We start from the raw sequence: 23,290 nt of genomic DNA on the forward strand, positions 1-23,290 counted from the left end.
ATTGTGTAAGCGCCGCACCCATGACCGAGACGCTGACGCTTCGCCGGCCCGACGACTGGCATCTTCACCTGCGCGACGGCGCGGTGCTGCGCGCCGTGCTGCCGGAAACCGCGCGCCACTTCGCCCGGGCGATCGTGATGCCGAACCTCGTGCCGCCGGTGGTCACCGCGGCCGACGCGCGGGCCTACCGGGACCGCATCCTCGCCGCGCTGCCGGCGGGCATGTCGTTCGAGCCGCTGATGACGCTCTACCTGACAGAGGACACAGATCCCGACGACGTGGTGAGCGCCCATGCCGAGGGCCTCGTGACCGCGGTGAAGCTCTACCCGGCCGGCGCCACCACGAACTCCGCCTCCGGGGTGCGCGATTTCGGGCGCGTGCGCGGGGTGCTCGAGCGCATGGCCGAGGCGGGCGTGCCGCTCTGCGTGCATGGCGAGGTGACCGATCCCGACATCGACATCTTCGACCGCGAGGCGGTCTTCATCGACCGCGTGCTCGACCCGATCCGCCGCGCGACGCCGGGCCTGCGGGTGATCATGGAGCACGTGACTACCGCCGACGCGGTGGATTACGTGACATCGGCCGCGCGCGACCTCGGCGCCACGATCACCACGCATCACCTCGTGATCAACCGCAACCACATCCTCGCCGGGGGCATCCGTCCCCATTACTACTGCCTGCCCGTGGCCAAGCGCGAGGCGCATCGCCGGGCGCTGCGTGCCGCGGCCACCTCCGGCGATCCCCGCTTCTTCCTGGGCACCGACAGCGCGCCCCACGTCGACGCGGCGAAGGAAACCGCCTGCGGCTGTGCCGGGATCTTCACCGCGACCAACACGCTTTCGATCCTCGCCCATGTCTTCGAGGAGGACGGGGCGCTGGACCGGCTGGAAGGGTTCGCCTCCCTGCACGGCCCGGCCTTCTACGGGCTCGCGCCGAACGCGGACACGATAACGCTGAAGAAGGGCGCGCCCACCGCCTGTCCGGAAAGGATCGAGACGGCCGACGGCCCGGTGACGGTGTTCGACCCCGGTTTCGACCTGCACTGGCGGGTGGCATGAGCGCGCACACGTCTTTCAAGACGTGTGGCAAGGGGCTTCGAAGCCCCTTGCACGCCCGGCCCAGGCGCCGCCCCCGGACCGAAACGATGCGAGGAAACAGCCGATGATCCCCACCGCCGCCCCGCCCCGCGAAGAGATCGCGCGCCTCGCGGCGCGCATGCTGCTCGAGGTCCGGGCCGTCCATTTCAACGCGGAGGAGCCCTTCATCCTGGCCTCGGGCCTGCCTTCGCCCACCTACATCGACTGCCGCAAGCTGATCTCCTTTCCGCGGGTGCGCGCGGCGCTCATGGACTACCTCGCCGCGACCGTGCTGCGCGAGGCGGGCTTCGAGGCCTTCGACGTGGTCGCGGGCGGCGAGACGGCGGGCATTCCCTTCGCCGCGCTCATCGCCGAACGGCTGGCGCTGCCCATGGCCTATGTCCGCAAGAAGCCCAAGGGGTATGGCCGCAACGCCCGCATCGAGGGGGTCGTGGCAGAGGGCGACCGGGTTCTGCTGGTCGAGGACCTGACCACCGACGGCGGCTCCAAGCTTTCCTTCATCGACGCGATCCGCGAGACGGGGGCATCCTGCGCGCACACGGCCGTGATCTTCTCCTACGGGATCTTCCCGGAGACCGAGACGCAGCTGGCCGGGCACGGCGTACGGCTTCACGAGCTCACCACATGGCCCGACGTTCTGGCCGAGGCGCGCGCGCAGGGCGCCTTCGATCGCGCGACGCTCGACGAGGTCGAGTCGTTCCTGGCCGACCCCCGGGCGTGGCAGGCGGCACGGGCCGGCACCCCTCCGCCGCCCGAGAAGACATCCTGAACTTGCGATATCTTGTTGCGACTTCCTGCCGATACGCAGGATGTTGAGAAATTTATTTCACAGGAAATCCACAGAAACATACAATTTGCCCGCGCGACGACGGCTCGCCTAGACAGGCCGGACACAAGAACAAGAGGGCAGTCATGACCGAACTCGCGGCGATCAATCCGACCGGGGCCGAGATCGAGGCCCCGGAAACCATGCCGCACTCGATCGAGGCCGAGCAGCAGCTTCTGGGCGCGATCCTGACCAACAACGACGTCTACGACCGCGTGGCCAACCTGATCGGCCCGCAGCACTTCTACGAACCCGTGCACGCGCGGATCTTCGAGCTCGCTGCGGCGCGCATCGCCAAGAACAACCTCGCCTCGCCGGTCACGCTCAAGGCCTTCATGGAAGACGACGAGGGGCTGAAGGAGTTGGGCGGGCCGGCCTACCTCGCACGTCTCGCAGGCGCCGCCATCGCGGCCTTCGCGGTGCGCGACTACGCGCAGCTCATCTACGACCTGGCGGTGCGGCGCGAGCTCATCGCGCTTGGCCGCGACATCGCCGCGCGCGCCGCGCGGGTCGACGTGGCCGAGGAGCCGCGCGAGCAGATCGTGGTCGCGGAACAGGCGCTTTACAACCTCGCCGAGCAGGGACAGGCGCAGTCGGGCTTCCAGTCCTTCCTGAGCGCGGTCACCGACGCGGTGAAGGTCGCCAACGCCGCCTACCAGCGCGAGGGAGGGCTGGCGGGGGTGTCCACCGGGCTTGCGGATCTCGACGCGAAGCTGGGCGGGCTGCACAAGTCGGACCTGCTGATCCTCGCGGGCCGGCCCTCCATGGGCAAGACCTCTCTCGCGACCAACATCGCCTTCAACATCGCCAGGGCCTACCGGCGCGGTGCGCTGTCGGACGGGACAGAGGGCGCGGTCGACGGCGGCGTGGTCGGCTTCTATAGCCTCGAGATGAGCGCCGAACAGCTCGCCGCGCGGGTGCTCTCGGAGGCGGCCGAGGTGCCCTCCGAGCAGATTCGCAAGGGCGACATGACCGAGGAGGAGTTCCGCCGCTTCGTCGAGGCGGCCAAGGCGCTCGAGGCCTGTCCGCTCTACATCGACGACACCCCGGCCCTGCCCATCGCGCAGCTCGCCGCGCGGGCGCGCAGGCTCAAGCGGACTCACGGGCTCGACGTTCTGATCGTGGACTATCTTCAGCTCGTGCGCGGCACCGGCCGCTCGGAGAACCGGGTGAACGAGATTTCCGAGATCACCCAGGGCCTCAAGGCCATCGCCAAGGAGCTCGACATCCCGGTGATCGCGCTCTCGCAGCTCTCGCGCCAGGTGGAGTCCCGGGAGGACAAGCGCCCGCAGCTGTCCGATCTGCGCGAATCGGGCTCGATCGAGCAGGACGCCGACGTGGTGATGTTCGTCTTCCGCGAGGAATACTACAAGGAGCGCGAGAAGCCGGGCGACCACGACCTCGAGGCGATGGCCCGCTGGCAGGAAGAGATGGAACGGCTGCACGGCCGCGCCGAGGTGGTCATCGGCAAGCAGCGCCACGGCCCCATCGGCACGGTGGAACTCGCCTTCGACGGCCGCTTCACCCGCTTCAGCAACCTCGCGAAGCCCTGGCAGCGCCCCGCCGGGGAGAATTTCTGAGCAAGGCCCGCGGGGCCGCGCGGCCGCACGGCGATGTGACTGGACAGACGCGCCACCCCTTGCGCCAATGGGCCATGCGGTTCGCAGCCCTCATCGCGCTTGCCCTCTGGCCCGCAGCCGCCGCGGCGTGGGAGCCCGACGGCGTGGAGGTGGACCTCGAACTCGTGCTCGCGGTGGACGTCTCGCGCTCGATGTCCGCCGAAGAGCTGGAAATCCAGCGCCGGGGCTATGCCGAGGCGCTGCGCTCGCCCGAGGTGATCGCCGCGATCGAGGGCGGGCTGATCGGGCGGATCGCGCTCACCTACGTCGAGTGGGCCGGGCAGTACGCCCAGCGCGGCGCCGTCGACTGGGCCCTGATCGACGGGGCGGCGGCCGCGGACGCCTTCGCGGACCGGATCGGCGCGCATCTCGAGCCCGCGATGCGGCGCACCTCGATCTCGGGGGCGCTGCTCTACTCCGCCACGCTTTTCGAGCGGAACGGCTTCGACGGGTTGCGGCGCGTGATCGACATCTCGGGCGACGGCCCCAACAACGAGGGCCGGCCCGTGCCCGCCGCGCGCGACTCCGTGCTCTCGCGCGGGATCACGATCAACGGGTTGCCGCTGATGACGCCGGAAGACCGGCTTCAGGTCTGGGACATCGCCGATCTCGACGCCTATTACGAGGCATGCGTGATCGGCGGGCCCGGTGCCTTCGTCATTCCCGTGGTGGGCTGGGACCAGTTCGCCGACGCGGTGCGCCGCAAGATGGTGCTGGAGATCGCGGGGACCGGGCCCGCGCGGTTGTGGCAGGCACAAGGCCGCGCAGACTACGACTGCCTCGTGGGCGAGAAGATCTGGGAACGCTACCGGCGTTACTGGGGCGAGCCCTGAAGAGCCACGAGCCCGCCGAAGGCCGGGCTTTCCTCCCACGCGCCGGGGATGCCATGCAGATGCCGCGCCGCCTTGATCGTCCCGGCATGGGTCACGACGAGCGTGCCGTCCCCGGGCGCCGCGGCCAGCGCCGCCGCCACCCGGTTGCGCAGCTCGGCCACGCTTTCCCCGCCATGGGGGCGCGCGTGCAGGAAATCCGCCGCCCAGGCATCGAGTTCGGCGCGCGGGATCGCGTCCCACGCCATCCCCTCCCAGCGGCCGAAATCCATCTCCGTCCAGAGCGCCGCGACCTCGACATCAAGGCCGCGCGCGGCGCCGATGCGCTCCGCGAGGCGGCGGCAGCGCGAAAGCGGGCTGGTGACGAGGTGGCGGATCGCGGGCAACGCGGACAGCACCGCCTCTGCCTCCGCCTCGAAGCTTTCGGCCAGCGCGAGGTCGGTCCGCCCGTAGCAGGTGCCCGGCGCGACGGCCGGCGTCGTGTGGCGAAGCAGCGTCAGGCCCATGCCACGACCCCGAGAAGAAGCCCGAGCTCCGCCATCTGCTGCGTCGCGCCCAGACAGTCGCCGGTGTAGCCGCCAAGCTTGCGCAGGTAGAGCCGCGCGATCCCGCCCGCGAGAACGGCGCCCCCGAGAAGCCCCGCCGCCGCCGCACCCGGACCGAGCACGAGCGCCAGCGCGAGCGCCCAGGCCGCCGCCGTGGCCAGCGCCACCCGGTGGCCCGCCGCGCTCACCGAAGGCGCGACGAACTTCGCGCCGTCGTCGCGGGCATAGTCGAACCGCGCCACCACCGCGACGGGCGCGTAGCGGCTGATCCCGTGGCCCAGAAGCAGCGCGCAGGCGGCCTCCGCCGGGGCGAGCTCCATCAGCGCCGCCGCCTTGAGGGCAAGCGTCAGCCCGAGCGCCAGCGCGCCGTAGCTGCCCAGCCGGCTGTCGCGCATGATCTCGAGCGCGCGCCCGGGCGTGACCCCGCCGCCCAGCCCGTCGGCCGCGTCGGCGAGCCCGTCCTCGTGAAAGCCGCCCGTGGCGAGGACGGTGGCCGTCATGGACAGAAACACGGCGACGGGCCAGGGCAGCGCCGCGGCCGCCGCCAGCAGGACGGCGGCCCCGATCGCGCCCACCAGAAGCCCCACCGCGGGGTAGTAGCGCGTCGCACGCAGAAGCCGCGCGTCGGAAAACGGCAGGTCGCGCGGCACCGGAAGGCGGGTCAGGAACTGCACCGCCAGCGCGAACACGGCCAGCTCGTCCCGCCAGCCGCCGAAAGGGGATTCCCGCGTCATTGCGACGCTTTAGCCGCCCCTCGAGGGGTGGGCAAGCACCGCCGCGCGCGGCCACGGGGCCTTTTGCCTTGACCTCGCTCGCGGGCATGCCAAACACGCTGACATGGCGCAGGCAAAGCTGACGATCGACCTCGACGCGCTGGTGGCGAACTGGCGCGCACTCGACGCCCTGACGCAGGGCGAAACCGCCGCCGTGGTGAAGGCCGACGGCTACGGGCTCGGTCTTGCGCAGGTCGCCCGCGCGCTGGCGCGGGCGGGGGCCCGCAGCTTCTTCGTCGCCATCGCCGAGGAGGGCGCGGCGCTCCGCCGCATCCTGGGCGAGGGGCCGGAGATCTTCGTCTTCGCCGGGCACATGGAGGGCGACACGGCGCTTCTGGCGGAGTTCTCGCTGGTGCCGATGCTGAACTCCATCGACCAGATGGTGCGCCATGTCGAGGGCCTGCCGGGCGCGCCCTTCGGCATTCAGCTCGACAGCGGAATGAACCGCCTCGGGATGGAGCCGGCCGAGTGGCAATCCCTGCGAGACGTGGCGCTGGAACTCGGCCCGCGCCTCGTGATGAGCCATCTCGCCTGCGCGGACGAGCCCGACCACCCGATGAACCGCGCGCAACTCGCCACCTTCCGCGAGATGACCGACGGCCTTACCGCGCCACGCTCGCTCGCGGCGACGGGCGGTGTTCTGCTGGGACCGGACTACCATTTCGAGATGACGCGCCCCGGTATCGGCCTTTACGGCGGCGCGCCCTTCGACGATGCGCAGCACGTCGTCACGCTGGACGTGCCGGTGATCCAGACGCGCGAGATCGCGGCCGGGGAGACGGTCGGCTACGGCAACAGCTGGACGGCCGAGGCGCCCGCGCGCATCGCCACCATCTCGGCGGGCTACGCCGACGGTCTGCACCGCATCATGGGGCCGAAGATCAGCGTTCACGCCGACGGCGTGCCCTGCCCGGTGCGCGGGCGCATCTCGATGGACCTGATCGGGGTCGAGATCACCCACCTGAAGGAGGCGCCGTCGCAGCTCCAGGTGCTGGGCGCGCATCAGGGGGTGGACGACCTGGCAGAGGCGGCGGGAACGATCGGATACGAGATCCTGACCGCGCTCGGCCCGCGCTACGTCCGGAGATATTCGCGCACATGAGCCCCACGGCACCCCTCGCCGCCATCGGGCGCACGGTGCTGTCCATGCTCGCCGCGGCCGGCGCGGTGACCTTCTACGCGGGCCGGGTCGTGGGACACCTCTTCCGCCCGCCCTTCTACGCGCGCGAATTCCTGCATGCGGTCGTCCAGATCGGCTGGCTGTCGCTGCCCGTGGTCGGGCTGACCGCCGTCTTCACCGGCGGCGCGCTCGCGCTTCAGATCTACGCCGGCGGCTCGCGCTTCAACGCCGAGGCGGTGGTGCCGCAGATCGTGGCCATCGGCATCGTGCGCGAACTCGGCCCGGTGCTGGGCGGGCTGATGGTGGCCGCGCGTGTGGCATCCTCCATCGCGGCCGAGATCGGCACCATGAAGGTGACCGAGCAGATCGACGCGCTGGTGACGCTGTCGACCCACCCGTTGAAGTATCTCGCCGTGCCGCGCGTCCTGGCCGCAACGCTCTGCGTGCCCGTGCTGGTGGCGGTGGGCGATTCCATCGGGATCCTGGGCGGCTACCTCGTGGGCATCACGCGGCTGGAGTTCAACGCCGCGGTCTACCTGGAGAACACCGCGGACTTCCTCGAACGCTGGGACATCGTCTCGGGCCTCATCAAGGGCGCGGTGTTCGGGTTCATCGTCGCGCTCATGGGCTGCTATCACGGCATGACATCGGCGCGGGGCGCGCAGGGCGTGGGCCGGGCGACCAAGACGGCGGTCGTGTCCTCGAGCGTGCTGATCTTCGCCGCCAACTACATCCTGACCGAGCTTTTCTTCGCCGCATGATCGAGCTTACGGGCATCCACAAGGCCTTCGGCGAGAACCGCGTCCTGCGCGGCGTGGACCTGAGGGTGGAGACCGGGACCTCGATGGTCATCATCGGCGGCTCGGGTACCGGAAAATCCGTGCTGCTGAAGTGCATCCTCGGCCTCGTCGCGCCCGATGCCGGCGTCATCCGGCTCGACGGGAAGGACACGCGCGAAGGCGACCGCGACGCCTTTCTCGCGCGGTTCGGGATGCTCTTCCAGGGCGGCGCGCTCTTCGACTCGCTGCCCGTGTGGCAGAACGTGGCGTTCCGGCTGCTGCGCGGCTCGCTCCGGCGCCCACGCGACGAGGCGCGCCAGATCGCACTGGAAAAGCTGCGGCGCGTCGGGCTCGGCGAGACCGTGCTCGACAAGTACCCGGCCGAGCTTTCGGGTGGGATGCAGAAGCGCGTGGGACTGGCGCGCGCCATCGCGGCCGAGCCCGAGATCATCTTCTTCGACGAGCCCACGACAGGTCTCGATCCGATCATGGCCGGCGTCATCAACGATCTCGTCCGCGAGATCGTGACCGAGATGGGCGCCACCGCCATGACCATCACCCACGACATGACGAGCGTCCGGGCCATCGCGGACAACGTGGCGATGCTGCATGACGGGGTGATACAGTGGACGGGCCCGGCCACGGACATGGACGCATCGGGCGATCCCTACCTCGACCAGTTCATCAATGGCCGCGCCGAGGGCCCGATCGCCGCGGTGCGCTGAGGCGCTGGCGCGCCGGGACGCGCGCCTCTATCTTCACGGGCAACGGGGAAAGCGAGCGGGCATCGCATGACGGGCTTCGAGCCGAATTACACCGTGCTGAGCTTTCTCGCGCTCAAGCAGTTCGCCTACCTTCCGGCGATCCTCGCGCTCGCCGTGCTTCGCGCCATCGCGGCCGAGGGGCCCAGCCGCGCCTGGGCGGCGGCGGCGGGCCTTTTGTCCTGCGCGGGGATCTTCGCCCTCTTCGGCCCCGCGGTGCTGGGCCTCTGGTCGGGGCCGGTGCACGCGGCCTCCAGCAAGCTCGCGCGGGCGGGCGGCGGCATGGTGGTGCTTCTTGCCGCGACGGCGCCGCTGGGCCTCTCGGGCCTGGCCCGCGGCATGCGCTGGCGCTGGATCGACTGGGCGCACGGCCTTCTGGTCCTGGCCCTTCTGCTCCTCTGGCTTCTGACCCGGTAGCGGGATGCACGCGGGCCACCGGATCGGGGCGTCGCGCGCCCGGCACATGACCGCCCTTCGCGTCGCGAATCTCGCGCTTCTGGTGCTTTACCCGGTGGCGTGGTTCGCGCCCCTGATGCGGGCGGGGCTGCTGCCGCTCTTCGGCATGTCGGAGATCAGCGTGATCTCGGGGCTGCAAAGCCTTTGGGGGAGCGACGTGGCGCTCGCGCTTCTCGTGACCTTCTTCGCGCTGCTCGCCCCCTACCTGAAGACCGCGGGCCTCGCGCTGGTGCAGTTCGGGCTGCTGGACATGCGCACCCTTCCGGCGCTTCAGATGCTGGGCAAGCTCGCCATGGCCGATGTCTTCCTGATCGCGATCTACGTCACGGTGGCCAAGGGCATCGGCGTCGGCCGGATCGAGACGGCCTGGGGCCTCTGGCTCTTCACCGGATGCATCCTCGCCTCGATCGTGATCGGGCACCTGACACCGCGGTCGCTGGCCCGCGCGGCGTGAGCGCACCCCGCTTGCGGCCGGGCGCGGGCTCGGGCAGGAAGAGCGCCATGGCCAAGCGCTCCGCCTCGTTCACCTGCACCGCCTGCGGCAACGTCACCTCGAAATGGGCCGGCCGCTGCGAGGCCTGCGGGGCGTGGAACACCATCGTGGAGGAGCGCCCGCGCGCCCCCGCGCCGGGCGGCGCCACGCCGCGAGGCCGGGCGCTGCCGCTCACCGACCTGTCCCATGCCGAACCGCCGCCGCCCCGCGCCGCAAGCCGGATCGGAGAGTTCGACAGGGTGCTGGGCGGCGGCCTCGTGCCCGGCTCGGCGGTGCTGGTGGGCGGCGATCCGGGCATCGGCAAGTCCACGCTGCTGTTGCAGGCCGCGGCGCGCTTCGCGCAGGAGGGGCTGTCCACCATCTACGTCTCTGGCGAGGAGGCGAGCGCGCAGGTGCGGCTGCGCGCCCGGCGCCTCGGGCTGGCCGACGCGCCGGTGCGGCTCGCGACCGAGACGCGCCTGGCCGACATCCTCGCAACGCTGGAGGCCGAGCGCCCCGGCCTTGCCGTGATCGACTCGATCCAGACCATGTGGTCCGACACCGTGGACAGCGCCCCCGGCTCGGTCACGCAGCTGCGCGCCGCGGCGCACGAGCTCGTCACCCTGGCCAAGCGCAGCGGCATCGCGGTGATCCTCGTGGGGCATGTCACCAAGGAGGGCCAGATCGCCGGGCCGCGCGTGCTCGAGCACATGGTCGACACGGTGCTCTATTTCGAGGGCGAGCGCGGACACCAGTTCCGCATCCTGCGCGCGGTGAAGAACCGCTTCGGCCCGGCCGACGAGATCGGCGTCTTCGAGATGACGGGCGGCGGGCTTGCCGAGGTCGCGAACCCGTCTGCACTCTTCCTGTCCGAGCGCGGGCAGCCCGCGCCGGGGTCCGCGGTCTTCGCCGGGATCGAGGGCACCCGCCCGCTGCTGGTGGAACTGCAGGCGCTGGTCGCGCCCACGCCGCACGCCCAGCCCCGGCGCACCGTGGTGGGCTGGGATGCGGGCCGCCTCGCCATGATCCTCGCCGTGCTGGAGGCACGCTGCGGCATTCCGTTCACCGGCCTCGACGTCTATCTCAACGTGGCCGGCGGCATGAAGATCGGCGAACCCGCCGCCGACCTCGCGGTCGCCGCGGCGCTTCTGTCGGCGCGGGAGGACGCGGCGCTGCCCGCCGACACGGTCGTTTTCGGCGAAATCAGCCTCTCCGGCGCGCTGCGCCCGGTGGGACAGACCGAAAACAGGTTGAAAGAGGCGCGGAAACTTGGTTTCACCGCGGCCATCGCGCCCGCGGGCGGCGCGCCCGCCGCGGCGGGCGGGCTGAAGCTCACGCAGATGGAGGGCCTCGCGGCCTTCGTGGGCGAGGTGTTCGGCGCCGGGTGAGGCGCGGCAGGAGCAGGACGGGCAGCGACATGGAAGGCTTCACGATCATCGACGGGGCGGTGGCGATCGTCATCGTGCTTTCTGCGCTTCTGGCCTATGCGCGCGGCTTCGTCCGCGAGACGCTGGCCATCGCGGGATGGGTCGCCGCGGCGTTCGTCGCCTTCATCTTCGCGCCGCAGGCGCAGCCGCTGGTCAAGGAGGTTCCGGTCCTCGGCTCCATGATCGCCGACAGCTGCGAGCTTTCGGTCATCGCGGCCTTCGCGGCCGTCTTCGCCGTAGTGCTCGTGATCGTGTCGCTTTTCACGCCGGTCTTCTCGTCGCTGGTGCAGCGTTCCGCGCTCGGCGGGCTGGATCAGGGGCTGGGCTTCCTGTTCGGGGTGGTGCGCGGCATCTTGCTCGTGGCCATCGCCTATTTCGTCTACGAGACGGTGGCCGCCGCGCAGGACATCGCGATGATCGACGACAGCCGCTCCGCGCGGGTCTTCGCGCAGATGACCGACGCCATCGAGCAGCGCAATCCGGAACAGGCGCTGGGCTGGGTCACCCGCCAGTACGAGCAACTTGTCGGGATCTGCGACGCCCCGGCCTGAGGCCGCGCCGCGAGCGACGGGGCGAGAGCCCGGCCCGCCCTGACATGGCGAACCGCGGTCCTGCCGGGGAAACGGGCCGACCCCGCGCACCCGGCCCTTTTGCATCCGGTCGAACATGATCGTTTCGTGACACGCGCGTCACGATGCCTTAAGCAGACGCCAGAGCGTGCCCGGATTCGGAGCCTCCCTTCCTTGCCCCATCCCAGCGACAGATCAGACGCAACCCTGCCCCGACACCCGTTCGACGACGACAAGCTGCGCGAGGAGTGCGGCGTCTTCGGCGTTCTCGGCGTGACGGACGCGGCGAATTTCGTGGCCCTCGGCCTGCACGCGCTTCAGCACCGCGGGCAGGAGGCGGGCGGCATCGTCTCCCACGACCCGGAGACCGGGTTCAACTCGGCCCGCCGCTTCGGCTACGTCCGCGACAACTTCACCTCCGCGAGCCTGATGGAAACGCTGCCCGGCAGCCTTGCGATCGGGCATGTGCGCTACTCCACCACGGGGTCCAAGGGCCAGACCGCGATGCGGGACGTGCAGCCCTTCTTCGGCGAATTCTCGATGGGCGGCGCGGCGATCGCCCATAACGGCAACATCACGAACGCGATGGCGCTGCGGCGCGAACTGATCGACCGTGGCTCGATCTTCCAGTCCTCCTCGGACAGCGAATGCATCATCCACCTGATGGCGCGGTCGCTTCAGCGCGACATCCCCGAGCGGATGGAGGACGCGCTGCGCCGCGTCGAGGGCGCGTTCTCGGTGGTCGCCATGACGCGCACGAAGCTCATCGGCGTGCGCGATCCGCTGGGCGTGCGCCCGCTCGTGCTGGGCCGCGTGGGCACCGAGGCAAAACCGGGCTGGGTGCTGTCGTCGGAGACCTGCGCGCTTGACATCATCGGCGCGGAGTTCATCCGCGAGATCGCCCCGGGCGAGATGGTGGTCATCACCGATGCGGGCGTGGAAAGCCACTTCCCGTTCCGGCCGCAGCGGCCGCGCTTCTGCATCTTCGAGCATGTCTATTTCTCGCGCCCGGACTCGATCCAGGGCGGGCGCTCCGTCTACGAGACGCGGCGCCAGATCGGCGTGGAACTGGCCCGCGAGGCGCCGGTGGAGGCGGATCTCGTCTGCCCGGTGCCCGACAGCGGGACGCCGGCGGCGATCGGCTACAGCCAGGAATCGGGCATCCCCTACGCGATCGGGATCGTGCGCAACCAGTACATGGGCCGCACCTTCATCGAGCCCACCGAGCAGATCCGCAACATGGGCGTGCGGCTGAAGCTCAACGTCAACCGCGCGCTCATCCGCGGCAAGCGGGTGATCCTGGTGGACGATTCGGTGGTGCGCGGCACCACCTCGCGCAAGATCAAGGAGATGATCCTGGATGCCGGCGCGAAGGAGGTCCATTTCCGTATCGCCAGCCCGCCGACGGCCTGGCCCTGCTTCTACGGGGTGGACACCCCGCAGCGCGAGAAGCTCCTCGCCGCGACGATGTCGGAGGAGGAGATGCGGGAACATCTGCAGGTGGATTCGCTGCGCTTCATCTCCCTCGACGGCCTCTATCGCGCGGTGGGCGAGGCGAACGGCCGCGATCCCGCGCAGCCGCAATACTGCGACGCCTGCTTCTCCGGCGACTACCCGGTCGAGCCGTCGGACATGGTCGAGCAGGGCTTCCGCCTCAAGGCGGCCGAATAGCGCGACGCGCCTGCTGCGTGACATGCAAAGAAAGGGCCGCCCTCGGGCGGCCCTTCGCGTCGCGTATGCGGCCGCCTCAGCGGCGCAGGCGGGACAGGGCGGCCCAGCCGCCCGCGATCGAAAGCGCGGCGATCGCCGATTTCACCAGGTCGCCCGGCACGAAGGGCAGCATCCCCGCCGAAAGCGCAGTGGACAGCTCCAGTCCGATCCCGAAATGCAGCCACGCCACGCCCGGCAGGTAGATGGCCATCGCCGGAACCACGGCCGCCGCGAATAGCCGGAGAAGGCCGCGGTCGAGCCCGAGTTCCACCAGCCGGCCGGTGAGCCACGCCATCGCGACGAAGCCCCAGAGATAGCCTGCGGTGGGGCCGACGAGGTGATGGGCGCCCGCGTCCCCGCCCGAGAAGACCGGCAGCCCGGCCGCGCCCTGCGCGAGGTAGGCAAGCACCGCGAGCGCGCCCATCCGCGCGCCGAAGGTGAGGCCGATCAGCGTGACGCCCAGCGTCTGAAGCGACATCGGCACCGGGAACATCGGCACCTCGACCTGGCTGATCAGCCCGAGGAAGACCGAACCGGCCAGCACGAGCAGACCCTGCGAGGTCAGGGAGCGGGGGGCGAGAGCGGCTTGGGTCAGGGTCACGGCGAAGTCCTTTCCAATTCCTTGTCCGCGGCAAATTCGACGATTTCGCGCCGGAAGGGAAGCCCCGATCTGCACGGGGCTTGCGCATGGCCGCGAAGGGTGGAAAGAGCGCGCACATGACGGAGACGGACCCATCCTCCCCCCCTGTCGCGCTCGTCACCGGCGCCTCGCGCGGGCTGGGCGCCGCGCTGGCCGAGGCGCTCGCCCCCCGGTTCCATGTCGTGGCGGTCGCGCGGACCGTGGGCGCGCTCGAGGAACTCGACGACCGCGTCAAGGCGCGCGGCGGCGCGGCCACGCTGGCGCCGATGGACATCACGATCCCCGACGCGATGGCCCAGCTCTGCCGGTCTATCCACGACCGCTGGGGTGGGCTCGCGCTCTGGGCGCATACGGCGATCCACGCGCCGCCGCTTTCGCCCGCGCCCTCGATCGACGAACGGGACATGGCCAAGGCGCTCGACGTCAACGTGACCGCCACGGCGCGTCTGATCGCGTATCTGGCGCCGCTTCTGGGCCAGACGGGACAGGCGCTCTTCTTCGACGATCCGCGCGGGGGCGAGAAGTTCTTCGGCGCCTACGGCGCGACCAAGGCCGCGCAGATCGCGCTGGCGCGGTCTTGGGCGGCGGAAAGCGCGCGCACCGGCCCGCGGGTGCACGTGCTGGAACCGCGCCCCATGGCCACGGCGACACGCGCGCGATTTCATCCCGGCGAGCCGCGCGAAGACCTCGCTCCGCGCGAGGAAGAGGCGCGGCGCCTTCTCGCGGGGATCGTCTGAGACGGCCACCGCTTGCCCCCCTTTTTCGCCTCCACTATGGAGGGTGAAACGGGCGGGCAGGGCAGCCGATGCGTATTCTCGTGACAAATGACGACGGCATCAACGCGCCGGGGCTGAAGGTGCTTCAGGCCATCGCGGGCGAGCTTGCGGGCGATGACGGCGAGGTCTGGACGGTCGCGCCCGCGTTCGAGCAGTCGGGCGTCGCGCACAAGATCAGCTATACCCATCCCATGATGATCGCGCGGCTCGGCCCACGCACCTATGCCGCCGAAGGCAGCCCGGCCGACTGCGTGCTCGCGGGGCTTTACGACGTGCTGGAGGGCGAGCGGCCCGACCTCGTGCTCTCCGGCGTCAATCGCGGCAACAATTCTGCCGAGAACGCGCTTTATTCCGGCACGCTCGGCGGCGCGTTAGAGGGCGCGTTGCACGGGCTGCCCGCGATCGCGCTTTCGCAGTACATGGGGCCCGGCAACAACACGCTCGGCAACCCGTTCGAGGCGGCCGCGCGCCACGGCGCGCAAACGGTGCGGCGGATTCTCGCCGCCACGCCCGAGGAAAGCTCCGACTACCGGCTTTTCTACAACGTGAACTTCCCGCCGGTGCCGGCGGCGGAGGTGAAGGGCCTGCGCGTCGCGCCGCTGGGATTCCGGCAGGGCACCGGATTTTCCACCGAACCCCACCATTCGCCGGCGGGACGGCGGTTCTTGTGGATCAAGGGCGGCGACCAGCGCGCCGAAAGCGCCCCGGGCAGCGACGCGGCGGTCAACCTCGAGGGCTATGTCTCGGTCACGCCCATGCGCGCGGATCTCACGGCGCATGACGTGCTCGACGCGGTGGCCCGCGCCTTATGACAGACACCGCCGAACGCAAGATGCAGTTCCTTTTCGCCTTGCGTTCCAAAGGGGTGACGGACAAGCGCGTGCTTTCGGCGATGGAGCGGATCGACCGGGGCGCCTTCGTGCGCCACTACTTCCTCGACCGCGCCTACGAGGACACGCCGCTGCCCATCGCCTGCGGACAGACGATCAGCCAGCCTTCGGTCGTCGGGCTGATGACCCAGGCGCTCAAAGTGCAGCCGCGCGACACGGTGCTCGAGGTGGGGACCGGCTCCGGCTACCAGGCCGCGATCCTGAGCCAGCTCGCCCGCCGGGTCTACACCGTGGACCGGCACGCCCGGCTGGTACGCGAGGCGCAGGCGCTCTTTTCGGAGCTCGACATGGCCAACATCACGGTCTTCGCTGCCGATGGCAGCCACGGCCTGCCCGACCAGGCGCCCTTCGACCGTATCCTCGTGACCGCCGCCGCGGAGGACCCTCCAGGCCCGCTCTTGGCGCAATTGAAGATCGGCGGTATCATGGTGTTGCCCGTCGGCCAGTCGGACGCCGTGCAGCACCTGATCCGCGTCACGCGGACGGATAACGGGTTCGACTACGACGAGTTGCGACCTGTGCGGTTCGTTCCCCTGGTAGAGGGGCTCGGCCGTGACGGATGAGCATCGGACCGGCCCCGCGCGGGGTCGCGCAAACCGGACCGACGCCCCGGCCACAAGGGGCGCGAGATTGAGGACATCGAGATGACCCGCCCCGACATGCCCAGCCTTCTGCGCGCCATTCTCGCCGGCACGGCGCTCGCCGCGCTCGCCGCCTGCGACGAGACGATGGACCTCGACCTCGACCTTCGCGGCGGCAGCTTCGACACCTCCGACGCCGTCCGCAACGGCACGGGCCAAAGGCCCGCGCCCGATCAGCGGGGTATCATCTCCTACCCGAACTACCAGGTCGCGGTGGCGCGGCGCGGCGACACTGTGGCCGACGTGGCCGCGCGGGCCGGCCTGGGCGCGACCGAACTGGCCCGCTACAACGGCGTGACGCCGCAGACACGGCTGCGCGCGGGCGAGGTGATGGCCCTGCCCGGCCGCGTGGCCGCGACCGGCCCGCAGGACGGTCCGATCATCCGCTCCGGCCAGGTGGACGTGGCAAGCGTCGCGGGCGAGGCGATCGACAGCGCGGGTCCGAACACGGTGCGGACCACGCCCCTCGCCCCCGCGGCCGGCCCGGAACCGGTCCGCCACCGGGTCGAGCGCGGCGAAACCGCCTACACCATCGCCCGGCTCTACGGCGTCTCGGTGCGCGCGCTTGCGGAATGGAACGGGCTCGGCCCCGACTTCTCCGTGCGGCAGGGCCAGTATCTGCTGATCCCGGTGGCGCGCGAGGCCGCGCAGGGGACCTCGCGCACCGCTGCGGCGACCCCGCCGCCCGGCAGCGGCTCGCCCACGCCGACGCCGCCCAGCGCGACCCGCCCGCTGCCCGAGGAAGACGCCGCGCCGGCCGCCCGCCCTCAGACCGCGGCGCAACGGGAGCCGGTGCAGGATCTCGGGCGGGAAACGCAATCCACTGACACGGCGCGCATGGTGTTCCCCGTGGACGGCCCGATCATCCGCGAGTACGCGCGCGGGCGGAACAACGGGATCGCCATCGGCGCGGACCCCGGCACGCCGGTGCGCGCGGCCGCCGCAGGCGAGGTGGCGGCCGTCACCTCGAACACTGACGAGGTGTCCATCGTGGTGGTCAAGCACCCCGACAACCTGCTCACCGTCTACGTCAACCTTGACGACATCAGCGTGACGAAGGGCGCCCGGGTAAGCCGCGGCCAGACCATCGCGCGCGTCGCGGGCGGCGATCCGTCCTTCCTGCATTTCGAGGTGACCCGCGGGACCGAACGCGTGGACCCGATGCCCTACCTGACGCCGTGACGGCGGCGCTCCGCCCGATTTATCAGGAAGTTGAGCGCCACCGCGGTGAGCAGCGCCGCGGGAAGCCCGAAGACGGCCCACAGGATCGCGAGCAGCAGAAGCAGATTGACGAAAAAAAGGACCAGGCAGGTGCCCGTGTAGTCCTCCACCCGGCCGACAGGCTTTCCTCGCATCGCGTTTCTCCGCGCTCTCCCGGATCCGACCATAGCATAGCGCGCAAGCGTCAAGAGTCCGTAACCTGTTGGACGCAAGGCGGCTGGCCGGGTTTCGCCAAGGGCGCGTGCGCCTATATTGGTACATAGGATTCGAGGAGATGCCGCGATGACCGATGCATCCAGACGCCGCGTGCTTCGCGTCTCGGGCCCGGGGGCACGCGACTTCCTGCAAGGGCTCGTGACGAACGACGTGGAAAAGCTCGACGCGGGGGCGGTCTATGCCGCCATGCTCACGCCGCAAGGCAAGTACATCGCCGACTTCTTCCTGGTGGCGGACGGCGATGCGGTTCTGGTCGACGTCGCGGACTTCCAGGCCGACGATCTCGTGAAGCGCCTGAGGCTTTACAAGCTGCGCGCCCCGGTCGAGATCGAGGCGACGGAACTTCGGATCCGGCGCGGCACGGGCGACCCGGCGCCAGACGGCGCGGTCGCGGACCCGCGTCATCCCGCGCTCGGCTGGCGGCTCTACGGCGCGGAAGAGGGCGACGACGGCACCGACTGGGATGCGGTCCGGGTCGCGCATTGCATCCCGGAAGCAGGCAGCGAACTAACGCCGGACAGCTTCATCCTTGAGGCCGGATTCGAGCGCCTGAACGGCGTGGATTTCCGCAAGGGGTGCTATGTCGGGCAGGAGGTCACGGCGCGCATGCACCACAAGACCGAGCTTCGAAAGGGGCTGGCGACTGTCGAGCTGGAAGGTCCGGCCGAGCCTGGCGCCCGGATCGAAAGCGACGGCAAGGCCGCGGGCACGATCCACACGCGCGCGGGCGACCGGGCCATCGCCTATCTGCGCCTCGACCGCGTCGGCCCCGAGATGTCCGCAGGTCAGGCACGAGTGCGCCTCGCAGGCGAGGCGGCGCGCCCGGCCTAGAGACTCTTGAGGAAGATCGGCGTCGCCTTGTCGGGCCGCGCTGTCACGCGCGCTCGGAGTATTCCATCGTCTCGGTGTTCACGACGATCTTCTCGTCCGGGCCCACGAAGGGAGGCACGCTGATGCGCACGCCATTGTCGAGCAGCGCCGGCTTGAAGGAGTTCGCCGCGGTCTGACCCTTCACCACCGGCTCCGTCTCGGCGACGGTGCAGGTCACCTTCTGCGGCAGAGTCGCGTTCAGCGCCTCGTTCTCGTAATACTCGATCTGGATCGTCATGCCGTCCTGAAGAAACGGCCGCCGGTCGCCGAGGATCTCGGCGGGCAGCTCGATCTGCTCGAAGCTGTCGGTGTCCATGAACACCAGCATCCCGTCCGTTTCGTAGAGGAACTGCTGGTCGCGCTGCTCCAGCCGCACGCGCTCGACCTTGTCGGCGGAGCGGAAGCGTTCGTTGAGCTTCGAGCCGTTGCGCAGGTTGCGCATCTCGACCTGGGCGAAGGCACCGCCCTTGCCGGGCTTCACATGATCGACCTTGACCGCGACCCACAGGCCGCCGTTGTGTTCCAGGACGTTGCCGGGGCGGATCTCGTTGCCGTTGATCTTGGGCATTCGAAGCGGCCTTCACGCAGACTTGCAGAAATGACGCCGGCACCTATATCTCGCGCATCGCGCAGTGGCAACCCGGCTCATTTCGTGTGAACCTGGTCATGACTTATGCTCCAAACGCATGATAGACATGCATCTCAGCGGTATCCGAATCGCGTGAATTCCGCCATAAGGGCCCTCACGCCCGAAAATGCAAGAGCAAGAACAAGGACAACGAGATGAAGGATTTCGTTGACGGAACGGCGTTCAACGAGGAGCAGGGCAATCGCGCCCGCAAGCTGTTCGCCGCCGTCGTACTCGCCGCTTTGGATGATGCCATCGCGGACGACAAGAAATATGGAAACGGCCCCGAGCAGATCGCCCGGTGGGCGCGCTCGCGCGACGGTCGCGAAGTGCTGAGCTGTGCCGGCATCGACCCGAATGAACGTGTCGTGAATGGCCTTATGGATTTCGTGGCGCGGGGCGTGCGCACCTCCGTCGCGCTGTCGCGCGAGGAAAGCGAGCGGCGCCACGCGGCCGAGCAGGCGGAGGCCGCCTGACCTCGGCTGCCGCGGGCCAGACTGTCCGAACCGGAAAGCGCGCCCCCTTATCGGGGCGCGCTTTTCCGTTGTGGCCTTGCGAGGGTCAGTCGAGGTCCTGCGCGGTAAGCGCCCTGTGGATTTCGCGGCGCACGAGCTTGCGGACGTTGCGGGTGATGCGCTCACCCAGTGCGCCCTGCAATTCCTCGCGCACGATCTGCGCGACCAGGTCGCGCAACGCGTCCTCGTCGATAGGGCCAAGGCCGTCCGACGCGAAATCATAGCTTTCGGGGGCACGCTCTTCGTCCTCCCCGGCCCGGGGTTGGGCGCCGGTCCCGGTCTCGCGCGCGTCGTCCCGCGTCTCGCCGGCAGGCGCGGCGGCGGGCATTCCGACGACCGGCGTGACCATGTGCCAGGCGCTCTCCCGGGCATCGCTGTCGGCTTCGGCCGCCTCCGGCGCGGGCTCCGCAACGCCGGGCGACGGTTCCACGGCCATCCTGCCGTCATGCGCCGCCGCATCGGCCCGCTCGCGCGCGGGCGCGATCCCTGCGACCGGCGAAACGACCGTCCAGCCGGGGTCCGAGGCCGAGTGCCCCGACGGGCCGGCATCCTCGGCGGCCGCGGCCGCCGGCACGGGCCCGGCCGGGCCGTCTTCCCCGGATCGCGCGGAAGATCCTGCCCCGCCTTGCGACGCCGCCTCGCTGTCGTCCCGGCCCCCGGGGCCGCGGCTCAGCAATGCCTCGAGCTCGGCGATCTTCTGCTCCAGCGTGGCGGTGCGCAGCGCGTCTGCCGGCACGGTCTCGCTTCGGCCTTTCGGCGTCTCCTCCCGGGCGGCCGTCTCGCTGTCCTGCCATGCCTCGGCCTCGTCCACGCCACCGGCATCCCGGGCCGGGTCGACGGGACGTTCCGCGGACGGTTCCAACCTCGGTCGGCCCGCGTCGTCCGCGGCGTCTCCGGCCGGGTCGCGCGCCCCCGCCGGCGCCATCGCGGACGTGGGCGTGGGCATGGGCGTGGGCGTGGGCGTGTTGAAAATGATCTCGTCCACGCGGTCGCTCCAGCCCCGCATCACGGTCCAGCCATCGTCCTGCGCCGCCTCGACTTCGCCTGACCGGGGTGCGGCCCCCTCGTCGAAGCTTTCGCCGCCCGCATCTGGGGCGTGGCCCGCGGCGGGCGCGGCGTCGGATGGCGTCGCGTGATCCCGCGGCCCGTCCTCGGCGTCGGGCTCCGGCATGTCCTGCGCCGCGTCCCCGTTCCCCGGCAAGGCGTCCTCGGCCCGTGCGGCCGGTTCGTTGCGCGTGTCCTCGGGCGGCACGCGGGGCGCCGGCGCATCATCGGCCCCTGTGACGGCGCTGGAGGCCTGCCCCGGCTCGTCCGGCGCGTCCTCAGGCGACGACTCGTCGATGCGCAAGGCCGGGGTCAGCACCAGTCTGCCCCCGCCGGCCGGCGGCCGGCGCCGTTCCGCGCGGCCGTCCTCGGACACGAGCCGACGGATGGAGGCGAGCACGTCGTCGATATCGGGCTTGGAAACCGGGTCTGACATTCGGGATGGGTTACCGATCTGCTCTTTGGTGAAAGATTATCCGCCGTGGCGGACCCGCACAACGCATCGCGCGTGGCCTACTCCTTGCCGATGGCCCTGAGAACGCGGTCAAGCTCCCGGCCCTGGCGCGAGACGGCCGCCGGCGCGTCCTTCACGAGGTTGTAGTACTGCGCGGGATCGTAACGTTTTACCGGCAGGTTCAGATCCTCCGCCGTCAGGACGCCGATCGCCGCCAGAAGCTGGTAGGCGGCGGTGTAGAGCTGCGCGTTGGCGGCGATGATGTTGGCCCGCGCGTCCAGCAGATCCTGTTCGGCGTCCAGCACGTCGAGCGTCGTCCGGGCGCCGAGCGTGGCCTCCTCGCGCACGCCCTCGAAGGCGAGCTGGGCGGCGCGGACCTCGCGCTGGCTTGCCTCCAGCGCCGCGCGACGGGACTGGACGCGCGCGAACGCGGTCGCCGCGGTCTGGGCCAGCTGGTCGGAGACCTGAAGCAGAACGGCGCGAGACTCGTCCCGGCGCGCCATGGCCGCCCGGATCTGCGACGTCAGCCGGCCGCCCTGGTAGATCGGCCCCTGGGCGCCGATCGAGACCGACCCGGTGCGGCCATAGGCCTCGCTGTCGACGGTTTCCCGCGCCTGAAGGCCGGCGGTCAGCGAAATGTCGGGATAAAGGCCCGCATCCGCCAGCGCGACGCCAAGCTCGGCCACCGTCACGTTGCGCTGCGCCCGCTTGATGTCGGGGTGGTTGCGCACGGCAAGCCCGCGCGCCTCCTCAAGGCTGGCGGGAAGCCGCGGAAGCGAGTTGGGCGGCGACAGCGCGCCCGGCGGGCGGCGCACGGCGGCGCGGAATTCCTCGATCGCCTCAGTGCGGTTGCCCTCTGCCACGGCGAGGTTCGCCCGCGCCCGGGCCAGACGCGCCTCGGCGAGCGAGACATCGGTCCGCGTGACCTCGCCCACCTCGAACCGATCCTGCGCCGCGCGCAATTCGCGCGAGATCAGGCGCACGTTGTTTTCGCGAAGCGCGATGGTCTCGTTCGCCTCCCGCAGGCCGAAATACGCCTGAACGGCGCGCAGGAGCACGTCCTGTTCCACGCCCAGAAGCGACTGGCGCGTGGCCAGCACCGTCTCTTTCGCGATGTCGACCCGCAGGCGGGATTCGCCGAAATCGTAAAGCAGAAGCTGAAGGTTGACGCCAAGGTCGACCTGCGTGTCGGAGATGCCGGACTCCGAGAACACGCCGCCGATTTCGGATCCCTGCGTGCCGAAGTTGCGACGGAAGTTGGCCTCCCAGTTGATTACCGGGCGCAGCGCCGCGATCGCCGAGGCCACATCCTCGTCCGCGGCGCGCAGAAGCGCGCGGTTCTGGTCGAGCAACCCGCTGTTCTCGTAGGCGCTGGTCAGCGTCGATCCAAGCGTTTCGGCCGCCCCCATGCGGGGCACGATCGCCATGGCCAGCGCCAGCGCGCCGACCGCAGCGCTATGGCGCGCTGTCCTCCACCATCTCTTCATGCCTGCCGTTCCTCATGCTTTTATTGTCTGCGCTCGAGTTCGAATGTCGCGTCAAAGGGTAAAGGCGGCGTGACGCTCGAACCCCGGGATCACGGGGGCGCCCGCGTTGAAGCCGAAGCGCCAGCTCATGGCCCCGTCGAGCCTGTAGCCGATGCGCACCACACCAAGCGCGCCTTCCTGGAAAAGGCAGGCGATCCGGCCGCCGTCCTTCAGCTGGGCGGTGATCGCGTCGGGCAGCGTCTCGACCGCGCCCTCGACCACGATGACGTCGTAGGGGCCGTGTTCCGGCGCGCCTTCGGTGAGCGGTCCGTGATGCACGGCGACGTTGTCGGCGTTCTGGTCCGACAGCAGCGCCTGCGCGTCCTTAGCGCGCGCCGCGTCATCCTCCACGGCGACCACGGCCTCGGCCAGCCGCGCCATGACCGCCGCCGCGTAGCCAAGACCCGCGCCGATGTCGAGGACCAGCTCATCGGGTTGAATATCAAGCAAATCCAGCATCTTGGCGAGCGTCCGCGGCTCCAGCACTACGCGCCCGTCACCCAGATCCACATTCTCGCTGACATAGGCCACCTCGCGCTTCTCACGCGGCACGAAAACTTCGCGCGGGACCTGCTGCATCGCGGCGATGATCGGGAACTTGGTCACGTCCGCGACCCTGATCTGCGTGTCCACCATGTTCGTGCGGCGGGTGGCGAAATCGGTCATTCTGCGCCCTTGGCCTGGGGATCGTTCCAGTCTCTTGCCAGAATCACGGAGGCCGGGCAACGGCCGCCGCAACTATTCCGCGCCAGCTGCGCTCTTGCGGCCGCAGGTGCGATGGGCTATCCGTGCACCGCCACGGCGGCGAGTTGGCGGAGTGGTGACGCAGCGGATTGCAAATCCGTGTACACCGGTTCGATTCCGGTACTCGCCTCCAAATTCCCC

26 protein-coding genes and 1 tRNA gene are annotated in these 23,290 nt (G+C 70.2%); 19 read left to right on the forward strand and 8 right to left on the reverse strand.

What is annotated here, in order from left to right; genetic code table 11:
* The first annotated feature begins 20 nt into the window (after positions 1-20).
* The 4 genes from pyrC (at position 21) to AB6A66_RS12150 (ending at position 4,375) form a co-directional block, all read left to right on the forward strand.
* Positions 21-1,058, forward strand: coding sequence for a dihydroorotase (gene pyrC / locus AB6A66_RS12135; RefSeq protein ID WP_371056102.1), 1,038 nt, complete (start codon positions 21-23; stop codon positions 1,056-1,058).
* Positions 1,059-1,161: 103 nt separating this feature from the next.
* Entirely contained in the window at positions 1,162-1,866 is a 705-nt protein-coding gene (locus AB6A66_RS12140; RefSeq protein WP_371056103.1) for an orotate phosphoribosyltransferase, read from the forward strand.
* Between the two features lie 143 nt (positions 1,867-2,009).
* Positions 2,010-3,503: a replicative DNA helicase gene (locus tag AB6A66_RS12145; protein ID WP_371056104.1), complete on the forward strand. Its 1,494-nt coding sequence runs from the start codon at positions 2,010-2,012 to the stop codon at positions 3,501-3,503.
* A gap of 74 nt (positions 3,504-3,577) precedes the next feature.
* Positions 3,578-4,375, forward strand: a complete 798-nt coding sequence (locus AB6A66_RS12150; protein ID WP_371056105.1) for a DUF1194 domain-containing protein — start codon at positions 3,578-3,580, stop codon at positions 4,373-4,375.
* On the opposite strand, the gene AB6A66_RS12155 is transcribed toward AB6A66_RS12150, so the two are convergent.
* Both AB6A66_RS12155 and AB6A66_RS12160 read right to left on the reverse strand, forming a co-directional pair.
* The gene (locus AB6A66_RS12155) at positions 4,357-4,878 is read right to left on the reverse strand and encodes a histidine phosphatase family protein (protein ID WP_371056106.1); all 522 of its coding nucleotides are present in this window, start codon (positions 4,876-4,878) and stop codon (positions 4,357-4,359) included. The genes AB6A66_RS12150 and AB6A66_RS12155 overlap by 19 nt on opposite strands.
* Positions 4,869-5,651 carry an adenosylcobinamide-GDP ribazoletransferase gene (locus tag AB6A66_RS12160; protein WP_371056107.1) on the reverse strand — a complete coding sequence of 261 codons (783 nt, stop codon included), beginning with the start codon at positions 5,649-5,651 and terminating at the stop codon, positions 4,869-4,871. Before AB6A66_RS12160 ends, AB6A66_RS12155 begins: the two co-directional genes overlap by 10 nt.
* Before the next feature lie 103 nt (positions 5,652-5,754).
* On the opposite strand from AB6A66_RS12160, the gene alr reads away from it, so the two are divergent.
* From alr to purF, 8 genes are all read left to right on the forward strand, one after another.
* A complete protein-coding gene (gene alr, locus AB6A66_RS12165) occupies positions 5,755-6,792 on the forward strand; it encodes an alanine racemase (RefSeq protein ID WP_371056108.1) in 1,038 nt (345 codons plus the stop codon).
* A complete protein-coding gene (locus AB6A66_RS12170) occupies positions 6,789-7,571 on the forward strand; it encodes an MlaE family ABC transporter permease (protein ID WP_371036927.1) in 783 nt (260 codons plus the stop codon). The genes alr and AB6A66_RS12170 overlap by 4 nt, the downstream gene beginning before the upstream one ends.
* On the forward strand, positions 7,568-8,314 hold the full coding sequence (locus tag AB6A66_RS12175; protein WP_371056109.1) for an ABC transporter ATP-binding protein: 747 nt from the start codon (positions 7,568-7,570) through the stop codon (positions 8,312-8,314). The genes AB6A66_RS12170 and AB6A66_RS12175 overlap by 4 nt, the downstream gene beginning before the upstream one ends.
* Positions 8,315-8,380: 66 nt before the next feature.
* Positions 8,381-8,767, forward strand: coding sequence for a hypothetical protein (locus AB6A66_RS12180; protein WP_371056110.1), 387 nt, complete (start codon positions 8,381-8,383; stop codon positions 8,765-8,767).
* Positions 8,768-8,813: 46 nt separating this feature from the next.
* Positions 8,814-9,260, forward strand: coding sequence for a paraquat-inducible protein A (locus AB6A66_RS12185; protein ID WP_371056111.1), 447 nt, complete (start codon positions 8,814-8,816; stop codon positions 9,258-9,260).
* Between the two features lie 47 nt (positions 9,261-9,307).
* Positions 9,308-10,666 carry a DNA repair protein RadA gene (gene radA, locus AB6A66_RS12190; RefSeq protein WP_371056112.1) on the forward strand — a complete coding sequence of 453 codons (1,359 nt, stop codon included), beginning with the start codon at positions 9,308-9,310 and terminating at the stop codon, positions 10,664-10,666.
* Positions 10,667-10,695: 29 nt separating this feature from the next.
* The gene (locus AB6A66_RS12195; protein ID WP_371036932.1) at positions 10,696-11,256 is read left to right on the forward strand and encodes a CvpA family protein; all 561 of its coding nucleotides are present in this window, start codon (positions 10,696-10,698) and stop codon (positions 11,254-11,256) included.
* 192 nt (positions 11,257-11,448) lie between these two features.
* Positions 11,449-12,945, forward strand: coding sequence for an amidophosphoribosyltransferase (purF, locus tag AB6A66_RS12200; RefSeq protein ID WP_371056113.1), 1,497 nt, complete (start codon positions 11,449-11,451; stop codon positions 12,943-12,945).
* 76 nt (positions 12,946-13,021) lie between these two features.
* Here the strand turns inward: purF and AB6A66_RS12205 are convergent, their stop codons facing one another.
* Positions 13,022-13,585 carry a biotin transporter BioY gene (locus tag AB6A66_RS12205; RefSeq protein WP_371056114.1) on the reverse strand — a complete coding sequence of 188 codons (564 nt, stop codon included), beginning with the start codon at positions 13,583-13,585 and terminating at the stop codon, positions 13,022-13,024.
* Between the two features lie 116 nt (positions 13,586-13,701).
* On the opposite strand from AB6A66_RS12205, the gene AB6A66_RS12210 reads away from it, so the two are divergent.
* From AB6A66_RS12210 to AB6A66_RS12225, 4 genes are all read left to right on the forward strand, one after another.
* Positions 13,702-14,361, forward strand: coding sequence for an SDR family NAD(P)-dependent oxidoreductase (locus AB6A66_RS12210; RefSeq protein WP_371036935.1), 660 nt, complete (start codon positions 13,702-13,704; stop codon positions 14,359-14,361).
* A 68-nt stretch (positions 14,362-14,429) separates the two neighbouring features.
* The gene (gene surE, locus AB6A66_RS12215) at positions 14,430-15,212 is read left to right on the forward strand and encodes a 5'/3'-nucleotidase SurE (RefSeq protein ID WP_371056115.1); all 783 of its coding nucleotides are present in this window, start codon (positions 14,430-14,432) and stop codon (positions 15,210-15,212) included.
* A complete protein-coding gene (locus tag AB6A66_RS12220) occupies positions 15,209-15,853 on the forward strand; it encodes a protein-L-isoaspartate(D-aspartate) O-methyltransferase (protein ID WP_371036937.1) in 645 nt (214 codons plus the stop codon). Before surE ends, AB6A66_RS12220 begins: the two co-directional genes overlap by 4 nt.
* 81 nt (positions 15,854-15,934) lie before the next feature.
* The gene (locus AB6A66_RS12225) at positions 15,935-17,113 is read left to right on the forward strand and encodes a peptidoglycan DD-metalloendopeptidase family protein (protein ID WP_371056116.1); all 1,179 of its coding nucleotides are present in this window, start codon (positions 15,935-15,937) and stop codon (positions 17,111-17,113) included.
* On the opposite strand, the gene AB6A66_RS12230 is transcribed toward AB6A66_RS12225, so the two are convergent.
* Positions 17,098-17,286, reverse strand: a complete 189-nt coding sequence (locus tag AB6A66_RS12230) for a histidinol phosphate aminotransferase (protein ID WP_371036939.1) — start codon at positions 17,284-17,286, stop codon at positions 17,098-17,100. The two genes, AB6A66_RS12225 and AB6A66_RS12230, sit on opposite strands and share 16 nt — an antisense overlap.
* 130 nt (positions 17,287-17,416) lie before the next feature.
* Here AB6A66_RS12230 and AB6A66_RS12235 point away from each other — a divergent pair, with 130 nt between their 5' ends.
* Complete coding sequence (locus AB6A66_RS12235; protein WP_371056142.1) at positions 17,417-18,199, forward strand: folate-binding protein YgfZ; 783 nt, start codon at positions 17,417-17,419, stop codon at positions 18,197-18,199.
* A 43-nt stretch (positions 18,200-18,242) separates the two neighbouring features.
* On the opposite strand, the gene efp is transcribed toward AB6A66_RS12235, so the two are convergent.
* Entirely contained in the window at positions 18,243-18,806 is a 564-nt protein-coding gene (gene efp, locus AB6A66_RS12240; protein WP_371036940.1) for an elongation factor P, read from the reverse strand.
* Positions 18,807-19,021: 215 nt separating this feature from the next.
* Here efp and AB6A66_RS12245 point away from each other — a divergent pair, with 215 nt between their 5' ends.
* Positions 19,022-19,342 carry a DUF6280 family protein gene (locus tag AB6A66_RS12245; RefSeq protein ID WP_371036941.1) on the forward strand — a complete coding sequence of 107 codons (321 nt, stop codon included), beginning with the start codon at positions 19,022-19,024 and terminating at the stop codon, positions 19,340-19,342.
* Positions 19,343-19,427: 85 nt separating this feature from the next.
* Here the strand turns inward: AB6A66_RS12245 and AB6A66_RS12250 are convergent, their stop codons facing one another.
* The 3 genes from AB6A66_RS12250 to AB6A66_RS12260 form a co-directional block, all read right to left on the reverse strand.
* A complete protein-coding gene (locus AB6A66_RS12250; protein ID WP_371056117.1) occupies positions 19,428-20,861 on the reverse strand; it encodes a hypothetical protein in 1,434 nt (477 codons plus the stop codon).
* Positions 20,862-20,938: 77 nt separating this feature from the next.
* Positions 20,939-22,366, reverse strand: coding sequence for a TolC family outer membrane protein (locus tag AB6A66_RS12255; protein ID WP_371056118.1), 1,428 nt, complete (start codon positions 22,364-22,366; stop codon positions 20,939-20,941).
* 51 nt (positions 22,367-22,417) lie between these two features.
* Positions 22,418-23,071 carry a protein-L-isoaspartate O-methyltransferase gene (locus tag AB6A66_RS12260; RefSeq protein WP_371056119.1) on the reverse strand — a complete coding sequence of 218 codons (654 nt, stop codon included), beginning with the start codon at positions 23,069-23,071 and terminating at the stop codon, positions 22,418-22,420.
* 137 nt (positions 23,072-23,208) lie between these two features.
* On the opposite strand from AB6A66_RS12260, the gene AB6A66_RS12265 reads away from it, so the two are divergent.
* Positions 23,209-23,282 (forward strand) — tRNA-Cys (locus AB6A66_RS12265).
* Positions 23,283-23,290 lie beyond the last annotated feature (8 nt).

This window comes from Rhodosalinus sp. K401 (assembly GCF_041365735.1).
Lineage (GTDB): Bacteria > Pseudomonadota > Alphaproteobacteria > Rhodobacterales > Rhodobacteraceae > Rhodosalinus.